The organism is Bradyrhizobium sp. NC92, assembly GCF_025200865.1.
Lineage (GTDB): Bacteria > Pseudomonadota > Alphaproteobacteria > Rhizobiales > Xanthobacteraceae > Bradyrhizobium.
Window position 1 is genome coordinate 5,778,219 of the sequence record NZ_CP104171.1, and the last position, 15,300, is coordinate 5,793,518.

Annotated in this window: 11 protein-coding genes; 7 read left to right on the forward strand and 4 right to left on the reverse strand. The window is 59.7% G+C overall.

All coding sequences use genetic code 11. The features are described 5' to 3' along the window. The first annotated feature begins 241 nt into the window (after positions 1-241). The 6 genes from N2602_RS27340 (at position 242) to N2602_RS27365 (ending at position 8,076) form a co-directional block, all read left to right on the forward strand. On the forward strand, positions 242-1,804 hold the full coding sequence (locus N2602_RS27340) for a glycosyltransferase family 39 protein (protein ID WP_260380004.1): 1,563 nt from the start codon (positions 242-244) through the stop codon (positions 1,802-1,804). A 4-nt stretch (positions 1,805-1,808) separates the two neighbouring features. Next, positions 1,809-2,957, forward strand: coding sequence for a glycosyltransferase family 4 protein (locus N2602_RS27345; RefSeq protein WP_260380005.1), 1,149 nt, complete (start codon positions 1,809-1,811; stop codon positions 2,955-2,957). A gap of 4 nt (positions 2,958-2,961) precedes the next feature. Continuing rightward, positions 2,962-4,230 (forward strand): polysaccharide pyruvyl transferase family protein, encoded by a 1,269-nt coding sequence (locus N2602_RS27350; RefSeq protein ID WP_260380006.1) that lies wholly within the window; start codon positions 2,962-2,964, stop codon positions 4,228-4,230. Beyond that, positions 4,230-6,140, forward strand: coding sequence for an asparagine synthase (glutamine-hydrolyzing) (gene asnB, locus N2602_RS27355; protein WP_260380007.1), 1,911 nt, complete (start codon positions 4,230-4,232; stop codon positions 6,138-6,140). The genes N2602_RS27350 and asnB (N2602_RS27355) overlap by 1 nt, the downstream gene beginning before the upstream one ends. A gap of 5 nt (positions 6,141-6,145) precedes the next feature. Then, positions 6,146-7,066, forward strand: a complete 921-nt coding sequence (locus N2602_RS27360; protein ID WP_260380008.1) for a class I SAM-dependent methyltransferase — start codon at positions 6,146-6,148, stop codon at positions 7,064-7,066. A 74-nt stretch (positions 7,067-7,140) separates the two neighbouring features. Further along, entirely contained in the window at positions 7,141-8,076 is a 936-nt protein-coding gene (locus N2602_RS27365) for a lysylphosphatidylglycerol synthase transmembrane domain-containing protein (protein WP_260380009.1), read from the forward strand. Here the strand turns inward: N2602_RS27365 and N2602_RS27370 are convergent. Beyond that, positions 8,058-9,920: a hypothetical protein gene (locus tag N2602_RS27370; protein WP_260380010.1), complete on the reverse strand. Its 1,863-nt coding sequence runs from the start codon at positions 9,918-9,920 to the stop codon at positions 8,058-8,060. The genes N2602_RS27365 and N2602_RS27370 overlap by 19 nt on opposite strands. A gap of 206 nt (positions 9,921-10,126) precedes the next feature. Here N2602_RS27370 and N2602_RS27375 point away from each other — a divergent pair, with 206 nt between their 5' ends. Continuing rightward, positions 10,127-11,710 carry a hypothetical protein gene (locus N2602_RS27375; protein WP_260380011.1) on the forward strand — a complete coding sequence of 528 codons (1,584 nt, stop codon included), beginning with the start codon at positions 10,127-10,129 and terminating at the stop codon, positions 11,708-11,710. Here the strand turns inward: N2602_RS27375 and N2602_RS27380 are convergent. Genes N2602_RS27380 through N2602_RS27390 form a run of 3 tightly spaced genes read right to left on the reverse strand, consistent with a single transcriptional unit; the run spans position 11,682 to position 15,260 of the window. Next, positions 11,682-12,389: a class I SAM-dependent methyltransferase gene (locus tag N2602_RS27380; RefSeq protein ID WP_260380012.1), complete on the reverse strand. Its 708-nt coding sequence runs from the start codon at positions 12,387-12,389 to the stop codon at positions 11,682-11,684. The two genes, N2602_RS27375 and N2602_RS27380, sit on opposite strands and share 29 nt — an antisense overlap. An 11-nt stretch (positions 12,390-12,400) precedes the next feature. Beyond that, on the reverse strand, positions 12,401-14,278 hold the full coding sequence (gene asnB, locus N2602_RS27385; RefSeq protein ID WP_260380013.1) for an asparagine synthase (glutamine-hydrolyzing): 1,878 nt from the start codon (positions 14,276-14,278) through the stop codon (positions 12,401-12,403). A gap of 1 nt (position 14,279) precedes the next feature. Continuing rightward, entirely contained in the window at positions 14,280-15,260 is a 981-nt protein-coding gene (locus N2602_RS27390) for a glycosyltransferase family 2 protein (RefSeq protein WP_260380014.1), read from the reverse strand. Positions 15,261-15,300: the final 40 nt, after the last annotated feature.

The window sequence follows — 15,300 nt, forward strand, 5'->3', positions numbered from 1 at the left end:
GCCCTTAAGGCTTGACAACAAAGGGTAAATTCGAAACATGCTGCGATCCTGCAACCAATGCGCGCGAGCCACACCGTGACAAGCAATCCAACAAGCAATGACGTCACCGCTCGAACGAACGACGCGCGCGAGCGCCATGTCATCGTCTAACGACATAGCTATAACTGAGCGCTCCGCGCGCATTCGACTGTCGGTCGCGGATCCAGCTGATCTCCTATTCATTGCGGCCGTGGCCATCTGGTTGATCCAGGCCGTCTACATGATTGGGCATGTCGACAGTTGGCTCGACGAAGGCCTCTATCTGATTAAGTCAGGCGAATATTTCAGCGGCCGAGTCCAGCCCTACTCGCTCGAGGACGCGACCGCCTACCCGCCGCTTTATTTCTATGTGCTCGGAGCGGCGCAATGGCTGTTCGGCCACGGGCATCTGGCGGGCCGCCTCTTGTCCGTCTTTCTTTCCCTGTGCACGCTCATTCTTCTGCGCAAAAGCGCGCATCGGTGCCTGCGCGACCGGCTGACCGCCGCACTCGCAGTGCTCATTTATGCCGCAAATCCGATGGTCGTCGCTTATATGTCGACCGCGACTCCTTACGCAATCATCACCCTGCTCACCCTGGTATCGTTTCTGGTCGTCACGGAAACCAAGCCGCTCCACCCCTTGCTGCAGGCGACAAGCATGGGCGTGCTTGCCGCCGCACTCGTCCTGATCAGGCTCAATCTCGCAGCCACGCTGCCAATGTTCGCAGCGCTCCATCTGCTGGTAAGCGGACAAGCGAAGAAACGCGCCCTGGCCACGCTTGGGGGAGCGGCGCTGGTCGCAGGCGCCTGTCTCGTCGTCAGCATCATGATCTTCGGGCACGGCCTCTTCGAAACGCTCGCCTTCCTGCCCGGCCTTGCTCAAATTCTCTGGCGCTTTACCGACGTCGGCATCGAAATGCAGGACGTCCTCACCCTCACGCGTTCGCCGAACGACTTGCAGTTCAGCTGGTCCGTGGTTCGCGATGTCGCCAACCGCTTTTTCCTGCAGCTCTATCCGGCGCTGCTTCTGCCTGCAATTCCGGGCGGAGCGCTCAGCCTGGTGCACTTCCGCCGCCTACCTCTGGCAGGCTTCTGCACGCTGTATTTCGTCGTCATGACGCTCGTGCACCTTCTGGGCTCCCAGAGCTATTGCCCGCCGTGCCTGATGGCTTATGCTAACTACTTCCTGCCGTTTGCGGCCATTCCCGCCGCTCTCTGTCTCGTGACGATCGGTGCAAGGATTCCCGCCTCCGCAGGACGAACGGGGCTGATCCTGTTCATCCTTGCTACAGACTACTACGCCGCCTCGAGGAGCAGGCTTGGAATGCTGATTTCTAATTGGTGGTCGAACCCACTCGCCAACGTTCAGACTCTCGCGCAATCCCTCAAACCGCTTCTTCCTGACGGCCGCGTCCTCGTGCTCTCGGGCAAATATCAGCCCGTGCAAGCCGTCTGGCTCGCGAGGCGCTTCATAGAGCCCTACAGCGTAAGCCTTTTTCCCAACCTGCGCGAGCCTCTGGACGGTCTCAATCCCGAGACCAAGGCGAAGGCGCGCCATGCTTTGCAGATGCGCGGGTTTCGCGACGCGACCGCTCTGATCGATGATTTGAAGCGGCCGGCGGCAGCCGTCGTTCTTCAGGAAGCGCCTCCGCTGGACGACATGCTCGCCCTTTACCTCGGAAAACCCAATGCTGAGCAGGTCGAAAACACGCTTCGCGAGCGTTACAGCAAGGTGGGCGACGCATCGGAGGGCAACGTCACCGTCTCCGTCTGGCTCCCAAAGTAAGCTCATGCGCATTCTCGAAATGAACTATGAGTTTCCACCCGTCGGTGGTGGTGGCGGCAAGGCCACCGAAGACCTGGCGACGGAGCTTTCGAAGCTGGGCCACTCGATCCGCGTCCTGACAGCGCGGCAGGGTAATCTGCCGCGCCTGGAAACCAGCGCCGGATTAGAAGTCGAGCGCATCTTCGCGTTTCGTAGGCAGCGAGACCGCTGCTCCGTCTGGGAGATGATCGGCTTTATCCTGATGGCCGTCCCAGCCGGGCTGCGAACGGTCCGCACATTTCGTCCGGACGCAATCCACGTCCATTTCGCGGTACCGACCGGTTTCGCGGCGTGGCTAGTTGCCACGCTCTCGGGCACTCCATACGTCTTGACGGCGCATCTCGGCGACGTTCCGGGCGGCACGCCGGAACAGACTGACAAGTTCTTCCGCGTGATCAAACCGCTTACCAGACCAATCTGGCATGGCGCCGCCACTGTCACGGCCGTCAGCTCATTCGTTGCCCGGCTCGCGCGCGACGCCTATGGACTTGAGGCCATTGTCATTCCGAACGGCGTCGATATCGATAAATCACCGGCGGTTCCGCGCGCGCCGGAGAGCACCGTCAAGCTGATCTTCGCGGGGCGCATGGTGGCTCAAAAAAATCTTGCGTGGGGGCTGCAGCGGCTCGCGGCCGTCAATGACCGGAACTGGACGCTCGACCTGTTCGGCGATGGTCCGAGCAGAGCGGCCCTGGAACGGCACTGTGCGGTGCTCGGCCTTTCCGATCGCGTCGCGTTTCATGGTTGGGTCACACCGGCGGAAGTCGATCTTGCAATGTCCCGCTCCGATATCCTGTTTATGCCGTCGCTGAGCGAAGGGCTTTCCCTGGTCGCAATCAACGCGCTGGCGCACGGGCTCGCGCTCGCCTGCTCACGCATCGACGGCTTTGCCGACGTGCTCGTCGAGAACGAGAACGGACTGTCGGCGCCGCTCGACGATCCCAGGGGATTCGAACACGCTCTTACGCGTCTCCTGGATGACCGGGACCAGCTGTTGCGCATGAAAGTCGCAAGCAGGGCCAAGGCGGCCGCGTTCGACCGCAGATCGATCGCTGCTCGTTACGAGCAAGTCCTGCGGTCGGCCGCCTCGCAGCATACCCACGGGCGCAAGTGACACAATGCCGGCGTATCAGCAGAAATTCGTGAGCCCACGCGTCATCCGCGGCAACCGCGGCGACCTGCTCAGCCGATGGGGCATTCTGAGCGCGGTTGCGACCATGACACAGAGGCCAGTCGACGTCTTTTGCTCGCGGCAGAGGCATTTGCCGCCCATCCCTGCGACGTCGATCCCCTATGGCCGAGTCTACAATCTCTTTCCGCCGCTAAGCGGCTGGCGATCTTTGGCGAAGGCCGACGTTGTGCTATGGACCGGCGGGCTCGACCTGCAGGACGATTCATCACTCGCCAAGCTGTGCCACACCTGGCTCGTCTTCTTCATCTATCGCCTGCTCGGCCTCAAGATCGTTTGCGTCTGCCAGGGCGCGGGTCCGCTTGTTTCCCCAATCGGGCGCTTTCTTGCGCGGGCGGTGCTCAGCCAGGCCGCAGTCTTCATGGCGCGCGACAAGGGTACCTTCGATCTCGTCACTTCGCTTCGCTCGCGCGCGAGGCTGGTCCGCTCCCACGACGGCATCTTCCTGCCCGGATTTGAGTCGGTCGAACACCCCACCCCGAAGGTGTTCGCCGACCTCGAGAAGACGTCGGAAGAACATCGCGGGCCTCTCATCGCGATCAACATGCGACTGTGGTTCCACTTCACGGGCGGATTCCTCCCGTATCAGTTCGCGAAGGCATCGTTCCGCGAGCGCGCCGACGAACGGATGTCGGCGTTCGTGGATGCCTTTGTCCGGCTGATCGGCCGGCTTCGCACCGAGATGGACGCGCGCGTGGTCCTGGTTTCGATGTACGAGCCGGGCATCGAGGAATGGGAGGACGACGCGATGTGGTTAGGCCAGTTGAAAGCCCGTTTTGCCGATGACCGTGCGGTTCTAATGTGCGAAGATGACCTCTCGATCCCGGAGTTCATTACCCTGATGAAGAGATTTGACTTGGTGATCGGAACACGGCTGCACTCGACCTTGACCGCGCTGAGGCAAGGCGTGAGAGCGATCCATCTTTCCTACACAATGAAGGGCAGGGACATCTTCGACAGTCTCGGGCTGGCGGAGTTCGCGTTCGATCTGAACAGGTTCATCGAAGCCCCAGACCAGGTATTCGAGCTTGCGCGCACGACCATCGACAAAAAGGATCTGCCGGCCCGGATCGCCGGGATCACCGCGAATGCCATAGTCGAAAATCTGCAGGCGCTGGATCAGGCGCTGGTGGAGGCTTGCACTCGCGCGCGGGGTTCCGGCGGGCAGCAATCCCCCAGCCATTCGCGATCATCCTGATGTGCGGTATTGCAGGCTTCATCGGCGAGTGGGACGCAGCTCGCCTCGACGATCTGACGGATGCGCTCGCGCATCGCGGGCCGGACGGACGCGGCGTCGATTTCATGCCGTCGGGCAGCGCGATCGGTCTGTCCGCAAGCGCCGTTGGACTGGGACACCGCCGCCTCTCGATCATCGACGTAGCAGGCGGCGCGCAACCAATGTGGAATGCGGATCGCACTGTAGGCCTCGTGTTCAACGGCGAGATCTACAACTTCCGCCAGCTTCGCAAGGAGCTCGAGGCCTGCGGCCAGCACTTCTCGACGCATTCCGACACAGAGGTCATCCTTCATGGTTGGCGTGTCTGGGGCCCGAGGGTCGTCGATCGCCTGGAGGGAATGTTTGCATTTGCAGTGTGGGACACGCGCACTCGAAGCCTGTTCCTGGTGCGCGACCGGTACGGCATCAAGCCGCTCTACTATTCGATTCCGCGTCCCGGTCAGATCATATTTGCTTCCGAGATCCGGCCTCTGCTGCGTGCCGCCGACACCGCTGTGACGATCAACAGATCGGCCCTCTACGAATATCTTTTGAGGGGCTGGTCCGCACAGGAATCAACCCTTTTTTCCGGCGTTAAGCAGCTTCAGCCGGGCTGCCTCATGCGGTTCGATCCGACGAAGGGAGCTAGTGCCGCGAGGGTCGAACGATATTGGCGTATGCAGAGACCTGGCACCGCGGAGGTTGTCGCATCTGTCTCGAATGACGAAGTCGCCGACACGCTGTGCACCCTATTCGATAAGGCAGTTTCCGCGCATCTCGTGGCCGACGTCGAGGTGGGCGTGCTGCTGTCCGGCGGGCTCGATTCGTCCGCGGTGGCGGCCTCGATGGCGCGGCTGATGGACCCGTCATCGATACAGGCATTCACGATCGGATTTGGCCTTCCCGACGACGAGATTCCATTTGCGAGGTCAGCCGCGAGCCATTGCGGGATCAGATCGAAGGAGCGCCTCGTCGATCCGTCCGTGTTCTCATCGGGGTTTACCGATTGCATCGAGAGTCTGGAAGAGCCGATCGCTCACCCGGTCATGCAGACGACCTGGCAGGCGGCAAAGTTCGTTCGGCAGAACGTGAAGGTGGCCCTGCTCGGCGAAGGATCCGACGAGCTGTTCGCCGGCTATCCGCACTACCGGCTGTTAAGGCCACCCTTTTCGCTGCTGCCAGGACGGCTGATGCGCAAATACGCGCTCGATGTCATGTGCCTGATGCCGGACAGCCGCACACTACGGCGCTTGATGACACCGGGCTCCTATGAGCCAGACGCCCTCGAAGCCCTCGAGCGCAGGATTCAACCGTGGTTCGGCGGGGACGATGACGCGGACGACATGCTTCGGTTCGAGGCAGAGACCGCGCTCGTCCAGAACCAACTCATGCGCGTCGACAAGCTGACCATGGCGCATTCCGTCGAGGCGCGTGTTCCATTCCTGGACAACACGTTCGCCGAATACGCGAATGCGCTTCCCTTCGCACTCAAGACGGAGAACGGCACGGCGAAGGCGATCTTCCGCAAGGCCATGCAGTACCGACTACCGACCGATGTCCTGTATCGCCCCAAGTCCGGCAAGAAGGGTACGCAGGCCCTGCTCCCCATGATCAACGGGCTGCTGGCATCGGGCGGCCCGTTGCATCACCTGGTCGACGAAAAATCGATCGCGGCGAGGGGCTGGTTCGATCCGAAAGCGACGCGCGGCTGGATCGATGGTATGACTTCACCCGTTGTTCGCTACAACCCGATCGAAAGCCGGCGGCGTGCCAAATTCGCGCTTGCCCTCGCCGTCCTCGAACAGTGGTGCCGCCTCTACGTCGACGTCGACCGTAGGACCTCTCCGGTTGAGACCAGACAGATTTCAGAACCTTCCAGATGCCCGCCGTAGCCCCAATGTCCTCAGAGCCAGCCGCAGTTTCCTCGTTCAATTGTCTGGAGCCCACGCTGTTCAGCAGGCTGCGGCAGCAACTCTATCCGATCTATGTCAAGTCGTTCGGCCCGATCGCGGGTTCACAAAATCACCTTGAACGGATGACGGACGACAGCCTTGACGTGAAACGGTCGATTGCCCAATTGTCACTTTTCGAGAAGGAAAGCGGCCGCAGGTTGCAGGGACTGAAGCTACTCGAAGTGGGCGCCGGGCTCGGCCTGACCGTCACCACGGCCAGGCTGCGGTTCGGGGCCGAAGCATACGGCCTGGAACCGGGTGGCGAAGAGTTCAGCGGCACTTACGAACTCGGTCAGCAGCTTCTGGACGGCTGCGGGCTCGATCCTGAGCTTCTCGTCAATGGAGCCGGAGAGCACATCCCCTTCCCTGACCAGAGCTTCGATGCCGTCATATCGTCCAACGTGCTCGAGCATGTCGCCGATCCCGCAGCGGTGATGAAAGAGTGCTTTCGGGTGCTGCGACCAGGCGGCGTCTGCCACATGGTGATCCCGAATTTCGGCAGCTGGTGGGAGGGCCATTACGGCCTGCTCTGGTTGCCCCACAGCCCGCACTGGCTCGGCCGGCTTCGCGTGCGCCTCGCAGGGCGGGACCCGGCATATATCGACACGCTGCAGCTGATCACACCCGCCAAGATGAAGCGCTGGATCGCACCATTCGGCGACAGGATCGAGGTCAAGGGATGGGGCCAGGCGCTGTTCGAAGAGCGCGTGCGGTCGCTGAATTTCGAGGAGTATTCGACGCTGGGGCTCGCCAAGAACCTGTTGCGAGTATTCCACCGGCTCGGTGTCATCACAATCCTGCTTGGCATTGCACGAGTATTGCGCTGGGAGACTCCCATCGTCCTCACCTTCGTCAGGACGTCATGAAGCTTCGCCCCGGCCTGCTTCGGCAATGGACGAACGCCCCGCAGGTCTCACGGCTGGCCTGGCGCGGCTGTCAATTGCTGATCTCCGTGTCGCTGATCCTGTGGTTGCTCTCGAAGGTCGATTCTGCGACCATCAGCACGATTGCCGGTTTTCCTCCCGCAGTTCTTGCCATTTCGCTCGTCGTCTTTGCGACCAGTCAGGTGTTCGGCGCGTTACGGCTATGGGTGCTGCTGCGCGGCCAGGAGACGAGCTTTCCGCCGCTCGACGTGATGCGACTGACCTTCATCGGTTTCTTCACTAACAACTTCCTTCCCAGCACAGTCGGCGGCGACGTTTACAGGGCGGTAGCGCTCACGCGCGGCGGCCACGACCTAAACCTCGCGGTCCTGACTCTCGTCGCCGACCGTTTGCTGAGCCTGGTCGTCGTCGTGCTGATGACGGCCGCAGCCCTGCCCTCCACCAACTTCTGGGAGCTGCGGCCGAGCGTGACCGCAATCTCCGCCGCATCGCTCGCGATCTGGATCGTGCCAGCGCTTGCTGTGGTGGGGATACTGGGTGTTCTGGCGAGCCGCAGCCCCTCGTTCCGTCCGGTCGTCACGAGAATGGGCCAGAAAATGGCAGCGGCCGCCGCACGCGCACTCCGCCTCGCCGGCCTGCCGCGCGTCCTTGCGCTCGCGGTCCTGTTCTCCGTGCTAAGCTCCGCCGCGTCGATCCTGGCCCAGTTCATCATCGCGCAAGCGATCGGCATGAGGGTAGACGTCATCCAGCTCACCGCCGTCATCGGCCTCGTGACGCTGGCGGCGCTGATGCCCGTCTCCATCAACGGCATCGGGCTGCAGGAAGCCGGCCTCGTCGCGCTATTTCAGCTCTTGGGCGTTGCGCACGAGCCGGCCATAGCCTTTGCCGCCTTCAGCAGAGCGTTGATCCTTGGAACGAGCCTCATCGGCGGCCTGCTCCTGATGTTCTCGGGCCGGCCGTCGACAAGTCAGACTCACCTTCCGAAACCGTAGTTCTCTGCGGCGAGATCCGAGCCGCGGTAGAGCCAAGCCATTTCATAGCCGCGAAAGTCGAGGGTCAGGATAGGACGTGATTTCGGTTGCGGAAAGCCCTGAACGATGCGGCTCCGATTGAACAGATAATAATCGTGATCGCCCAAGGGCTCTTTTCCGACGACATTTGCGGCATCAAATATCTCGAATGACCGCGGCCGCTCCGGCAGCCATCGTCCATAATACAGGTGAAAAATTCGCCCATTTCGACAGATGTCCGGCGATCTCCCGCAGAACTCCTCGAACTTCTCACCCAGGAGCGCGCGTTCCTCGCCCCATCCCATCCAGGATGGATTCAATCGGCCGGCCTCCGCAAAATCGGCGTCCGGATAATTCAGCCAGAACGGTCGAAAAGCAGCGTACAGCGGCCGGAACGGCACCGTCTCCAGGATCAAGAACAATGCTGCCATGAAAGCAATGGCGGCAAGACCAACGCTCCTCGTTCGATTCGCCAGACCATACTTCTGGGCGCTCGACAATATGACTAGCAGAGACGCAGCGAGAATCAGGAATAAGGGCGTGTTTAGATATCGGTGGGCTAACGGCACCTGCAACAGCGCGCCGATCAAAATCAATGCCAGCGCCACAACGAAGAGAAAACCAGCGGTGGCGTCGCACGGTCTGCGCCCGGTCAGCAAGAGTATGCATGCGAGGAGCACAATGATGAACAGCGGAGTCGGAATCGCAACGATTAGGATTTCGAAGGCATAACCCAAATATGCGAGTCTGGTGATCGCGAGACTCTCGAAACCGAAATGCAGCCACACTCCATTCAACGCAAAGGATGGAGATATCGGAGTCGGATAGAACGGCGCCCAATAGGGCTGCAGAAGAGCTGCTGAGACCAGACCTGCGCCAAAGCCAAGAATCATGATGCCTGCAACGGTCGCCGGAAAATGTTGCACTGCCGACGGGAGGTTAGCGGCCTTTAATCGTTGGCTCCAGCTTCCGAGCAGCACCGTCGTCCCCAGCAAGGATCCAATGGCCATCGTCACGGCAGCCACACGGCTGGGAATTTCCCCGCCGCCTTTTCCCGACAGGACCAACAGTGGAATCCACGTCCACGAGCTCATCGCATCGACGATTCCTGGCCAGACTCCGCCCCACAGAACAGAAGGGACCCCTATGACGTACAGCAGCGTGGAGGCCACCGAGATGGACAGCGAGAGCAGAATTCCGGCAATGGTGTCGGCCACACCTGCAGTGATCGGGCGCATCGGCCATCGGATAGCAGCAAAGACTGCCGGAGCTATCAGGACTATGAACAGAATCGGAGAACCGGAGAGCTTTTCCTGCGCCGCCAGTGTTGCCACGACAATCGCTGCAGAGAAGGCCTGAACGCTCATGCGCTGGCTGCTGGCAAATGCGACGCTGACCAAGAGCAGCGCAATGACCGCGCCGAGGGAGGAAATCAGATCATAGTTGAATGTCTTGATCGTGATATTTGTCATCGGAAAGGTAAACAGGCTCGTGACCGCCAGGATGACCATTCCCGGACTGAAGGGATCAAATCCGCCCAGCTTGGCGAGTAACAGATAGACGACCAGGAGCAGACACGAACCGAGCAGCCAATGACCGATCTTCAGAATCATGCGGATGCGATCTTCTGGAAGACCCAAGCTTTCCGCCAGCCGCACGAGATGGACCGCTACAGGCAATGTGGTGCGGAACGCGCCAGATGCCAGTTGACCATGTCCTCGATTAGCCGGCTCCAGCAACAGGTTCGTCAGCCCTGTTTCATCCATCGTCATGAATTGGGTGTCCCGTTCGACTGAAAGTGTAACGGGAACGAGCATGAGGAGCATAACCGCTCCCGCGTGAAAGAGCGTTTTTCCCTTCCTTCGAGCGAAAGCCGCGAACAGCCCACACAGAATGAGAGCCGCAGCCAGCTCAATGCCATTAATTTGCACGAAATGAAATATGGGAATGGGCTGAAGCATACCTTCGTTAGACATCTAGACCAATGAATGCCACTATTGCGTGAGCTCGTTAGCGGACGCCAGCAGCAATGATGCGTTTCTTATCTCGAATCTCTCCGGCAACAACCGTTCTCGCACTTGCCCTTTTCAATATCATTGCTCTTTTGGTGATGGCGACACGGCATCTAGCTTATCTTCAAAATGACCCGTTGGCGCCCTTCTATTTGATCGATCAAGCCTATCATGGCGAGTTACTGATCGCAGATCGCCAACCATGGCTGCTTCCTTTGCTGATAGGCAAGGCCTTACATGGGCTGTCCGTCGCGGATCGTTATACGCTCATAATGCACGCGTCGACCGCGATCACGACGATTTTTGTCGGTCTGACGGCACTTCCCCTGTTCTTCCTCGTTCGCCGCTTCGGTAGTGATCGCACCGCAATGATTGCAGTCATTCTGCTGTTGGCCAACGCTCAATTCTGCATCTCCGGCCTGTATCTCAACCCGACGGCGCTACTAACCTTCCTGCTGACCTTATTCTTCGCAGTTCTGGTGTATTGGCCGCCTCGGGCTCCCCTAACACTCGCCGCCATCGCCGGTTTTTCGGTATTGATCCGCCACGAGGGCCTGATCCTTGCAGCATTCCTCCTATGGATCATCTACTGGAAGTACCGGCACGACCATTCCGGCCGGCCAGCGGCCTTGAAAGCAGTTGCCTTCCTGGCGCTGATCGTGGTCGCAAACTACACGGTCCGCCTGCTGTGGACCGCCGATGCGATAGGCTTTTTGCGCAACACCGGGACCTCCGACAAGTTCTTTTCCTTGCTCAGCTTCAGCCCGGCACGCGTGTTCAGCTATCTGATGGCCGTCCTCAACTACAAAATGGAGAAGCTCGATGTAATCGCCGCGACGCTCCCCCTGCCGCTGCTGGCTTTGGTGCCGATCGGGGCCGTCGCCTCCTTAGGAAAGCGCTCGGGAGCGGGCTTTATCATGATGTACCTCCCGCTCTACGAAGCGGTCGTCCTCATTTATCTGCTGGTCCTTCCGGTCAGCACCTATCTTCTGCAGAACTACAGCGCAGCGAATTTGCTGATCGATGTTCGCAACGTGGCGCGATACTATCAGGTATTTACACCGATGCTGTTGTTCTTTGCCGCCGTGGGGGGAGCCGAGGCCTACCACCTGATTTCAAGCAAGACTTCAGGCAAATTCGACGCTCAACTCGTCAAGGCCGCTTACGTCATTGTCGCGGTATTCTGCATCAATCAGCAGTTTCTGCTGCAGACTTCGTATCGGTTTCAATTCGTTAACGCCGAACCGCACGCTGCCGAAGCCTTCGAGACTGCCGACTGGTTCAGGGCCAGACAAATTCGAAGGACACCAATCGGAATGATCGCACCCAGTCTCCATCCAGTCCATTTTGCGATCATGTCCGGCAACAACGAAGTCAATTGCTGGGGAGGCCAAAGCGATCCCAACTGGAACTGCGAGCAGGCCGGAAGAGCCTCCGCAATCAACCTACTGCAGGCCGGCGATCAATATTTTTCTTACGCCTTAATCGAGACAAGCAGTCCTCTCACTCTCCCGGCCAGCTCATATACGGCCGTATTCACCTCCTCCGGCGGACGCTACACGATCCTGCAAAACATTAGGCCGGCCGGCGCAACACCGCATTGATGGACTGGGCGAACACCTGGCCGCGATCCGCCGAGTCCAATAGCCTTGCGACCGACGTAAGCAACCAACTCGCCGAGCGGGCCGCATGAGGGAAGCCGGGAGAATACAATAGCGATGTCGTCAGCATGCTGCCCGCCTGCAGCGTCGCATGCGCGAGGCCGCCGGCCGCTGAGAGCTCGACGATTTCGAACCCCGCGTCACGGGCGAGCTTCTCCACCCCGTAGCGGGTGAAGCGGAAGTAGTCGTGCGGCTGACCGTGAAGATAATAGAGGAACGGCACCGAGAGGATCAGGACACCGCCCGGTTTGAGCACACGTAGCAGCTCGGGAAGCGCCGTCCACGGCTGCGGCATGTGTTCCAGAACCGAGCAGCAGAAGATGGAGTCAAAGGTGCTGTCCGGGACCGGCAGCAGTCCTTGCGCGTCGGAGACGAAATCGAGATCCGGATGGGTGGGGAACGCGTCCGTTGCGAAGTAGCTGCTGGCCCTAGAGCGGATCGCGGCGCGCCAGGCCAGCCTTCCGGCACCCAAGTCCAACGCGCTACCTTTCACGTGGCGATGGATCATGGGCAGAAGCGCACCGTAGGCGGTACGGTGGTCGACCGCAAGGTCCCAAAATACGTCGGAGCCAATCGTCCGATCGCACACTTCGTTCCAGCGGCGCTGAAGCCAGCCAAGCACGGCCGATCATCCTATGGGGCTAGCCGGGGCAGGCGCGCGTCCAGGCCAAGCCAGATCCACAGCGCTCCCCGGTCGTCGCACTTTTTTGCCGCGTGGTCAGCCCAGCGCCGCGAAAGGACGCCCTGATTGAGGAAGCTCGTTCGTGGCGAGACCGGCATCGGAAGCTCCCGCAGCCATCGCGCGATCGGCGCGCCGAAGCCCTTCTTCGGTCGGTGGAGAATGTCCTCAGGCAATCGGTGGCGCAGCGAACGCTTCAGGATCCACTTGCTCACGCCCTTGCGCAACTTGACGCCAATCGGCAGGCGCCTTGCGAACTCCACGACATCATTGTCGAGAAAGGGGGCCCGGACCTCGAGCGATTCGAGCATCGAGCTGCGATCAGACTTCACCAGAATGTCGTCGGGCAGATAGAGATTGGTGAAGAATTCCAGCGTGCGGTTCGCATCATCACGGGCGTCCGATTGCTCCCATAGCGTAATTGCCTCCTCGTACAGCGTCTCGGAATCGACCTCGTCCTCGAAGAGCTCCGAGATCTCTTGGCCGCTGAGGGCTCCAAGCCAGGCCGCATTCCACATCGACGGCTTCAGGCTAAGTCCTCTCAGGCCGCGCCTGACCTTGAAGTCGAAACTCATGTTGCGTTCGGACAGGGGCAGCCGGCACGCCAGAATGGAGATCGCCCGATGGACCTTGCGCGGAACCATCGTGTGATACGTCCGGGCGAGCCCGAGAATCTTGAAGGGATCATAGCCGGCAAAGAGCTCGTCGCCTCCGTCGCCCGATAGCGCAACTTTAACACTCTCCGACGCGTATTTGCACAACATCGAGGTCGGAACGACGGAACTGTCCCCCATGGGTTCGTCGATCCGCCCGAGCAAAGCGCCGAGCTCCGAGCGCAGCCCATCTAGATCGCAAGTATTGACGTGCCAGTTGCATCCGATCTGCCTGGCGACCCGTTCGGCGTACCTAGACTCGTCGAAGCTAGGCTCAGTGAACCCGATCGAGAACGCGTCGATGGTCTTAGGGTCGCGCGTATCCGCCGCATGCGCAAGGATCGCCGACGAATCCACGCCGCCGGACAGAAACAGGCCGAGCGGCACGTCGCTTTCCAGACGCGATGATACGGATTTACCAAGAAGATGATCTAGCTCGTCGGCCCAATCATCTTCATCTCCGGGCGGGGCATTATCGGGCACAATCGAAAAGCGCCAGTAGGATCGCTCAACCGGAACCGCCAAAGAACCGCGACGACAGTGAGACACGTCGATTTCGAGCCAACTGCCCGGCCGAAGACGCTGAACGCCGGCAAGCGGTGTCCTGGCACCTGGAATGAAACTGTAGGCAAAGAGCTTCTGGATCGCCAGCCGGTCGATGCTTGTTCCTTCGAGGGAAGGATGTTTGACCAGCGCGCCGAGCTCGGATGCAAAGACAAACTCGCCGTTCTTCATTGCCCAAAACAATGGCTTCTCGCCGAACCGGTCTCGAGCCAGGAGCAAACGACCCTTAGACCTATCAAAGAGTGCGAAAGCAAACATGCCGTTGAGCTTGAGCAGGAGATCGGCGCCCCACTCAAGCCAACCATGAAGCAGCACCTCGGTGTCGCTGTGCGAGGTTTGGAAGCGATGCCCACGCGCTTCCAGCCCCGACCGGAGTTCGCGGTGATTGTAGATTTCGCCGTTAAAGATGACCGTCAGCCTGCCGTCCGGAAGAGACATCGGTTGAATGCCCCCATCAATATCCAGGATGGCCAGGCGTCGATGCGCAAAATGAACGCGTCTCATGGGGTCGGAAAAGAAGCCCTCCCCGTCGGGGCCGCGATGAGCGAGCTCATCACCCATCGCCTTTAAGGCGATTGGATTCTCCGGTCCGACAAATCCCGCAATTCCGCACATCTCAGTTGCTCTTGACGTCGAAATTGAGCCTGTACCTCACATCGTAGATGCGCTTGCTCTGCGATTCAAAATAGATTCGCACCATCAGCTCAGCGAGCAAACCCATTAGGATGCACATCGTGCCAGTTATGGCACACAGAGAGACAAGAAGCGGCAGGGGGGTCTGGATGAATGTGATGCCGTCGGCGAACTTGAGCCAAAGCGAGTAAATGCCTGCGAAAAATCCAAGAGTAAAAAATGCGACGGCGGCTCCGCCAAAAACATAGATTGGCTTTGTTTCGTAACGCGTCAGAAATTTAACCAACAAAAGATCGAGCACTACCTTGAACACGCGCTCGAGCCCGTATTTTGATTTGCCGGCTCGCCGAGCATGATGCATGACTGGCATTTCGGTCACCCGCCCGCCCTGCCAAGCCGCATAGATCGGGATGAAACGGTGCATTTCTCCATAAAGGCGAAAGCCACGTAGGAGATCGGCTCGGTACGCCTTCAGTGTGCAGCCGTAATCGTGAAGTGAGAGGCCAGACAACCAGGAGATCAGCAGGTTTGCCAGTCGAGACGGGAAGTTTCTGAAAAGGGCGTTATCCTGCCGATCCCGACGCCAACCCGACACGACGTCAAATCCCTCCTCCATCTTGGCTAGGAGGCGGGGAATGTCGGCCGGATCGTTCTGCAGGTCGCCGTCCATAGGCACGATGATATCACCTTCGGCCGCGTCAATTCCCGCCATCATCGCAGCTGTTTGGCCGCAGTTTCTGGCAAAGACAATCACTTTGAAGCGCGGATCAGAAGCTGCCAAACGCTCAAGACGCTTTCTCGATTGGTCGGTCGATCCGTCATCAACCAAGATCACTTCGACATCTCGATCCAAGGTCGAGCTTACTTTTACGAGCGTGGCGTAGAGCGGCTCAATATTGTCTTCTTCGTTGAAGATGGGAATTACGATGGATATCTTCCCCGGGCGGCGGACCGCTTCGGTCATCTCGGGAATTGACCCTACGTCCCTCATAACAGCATCCCTT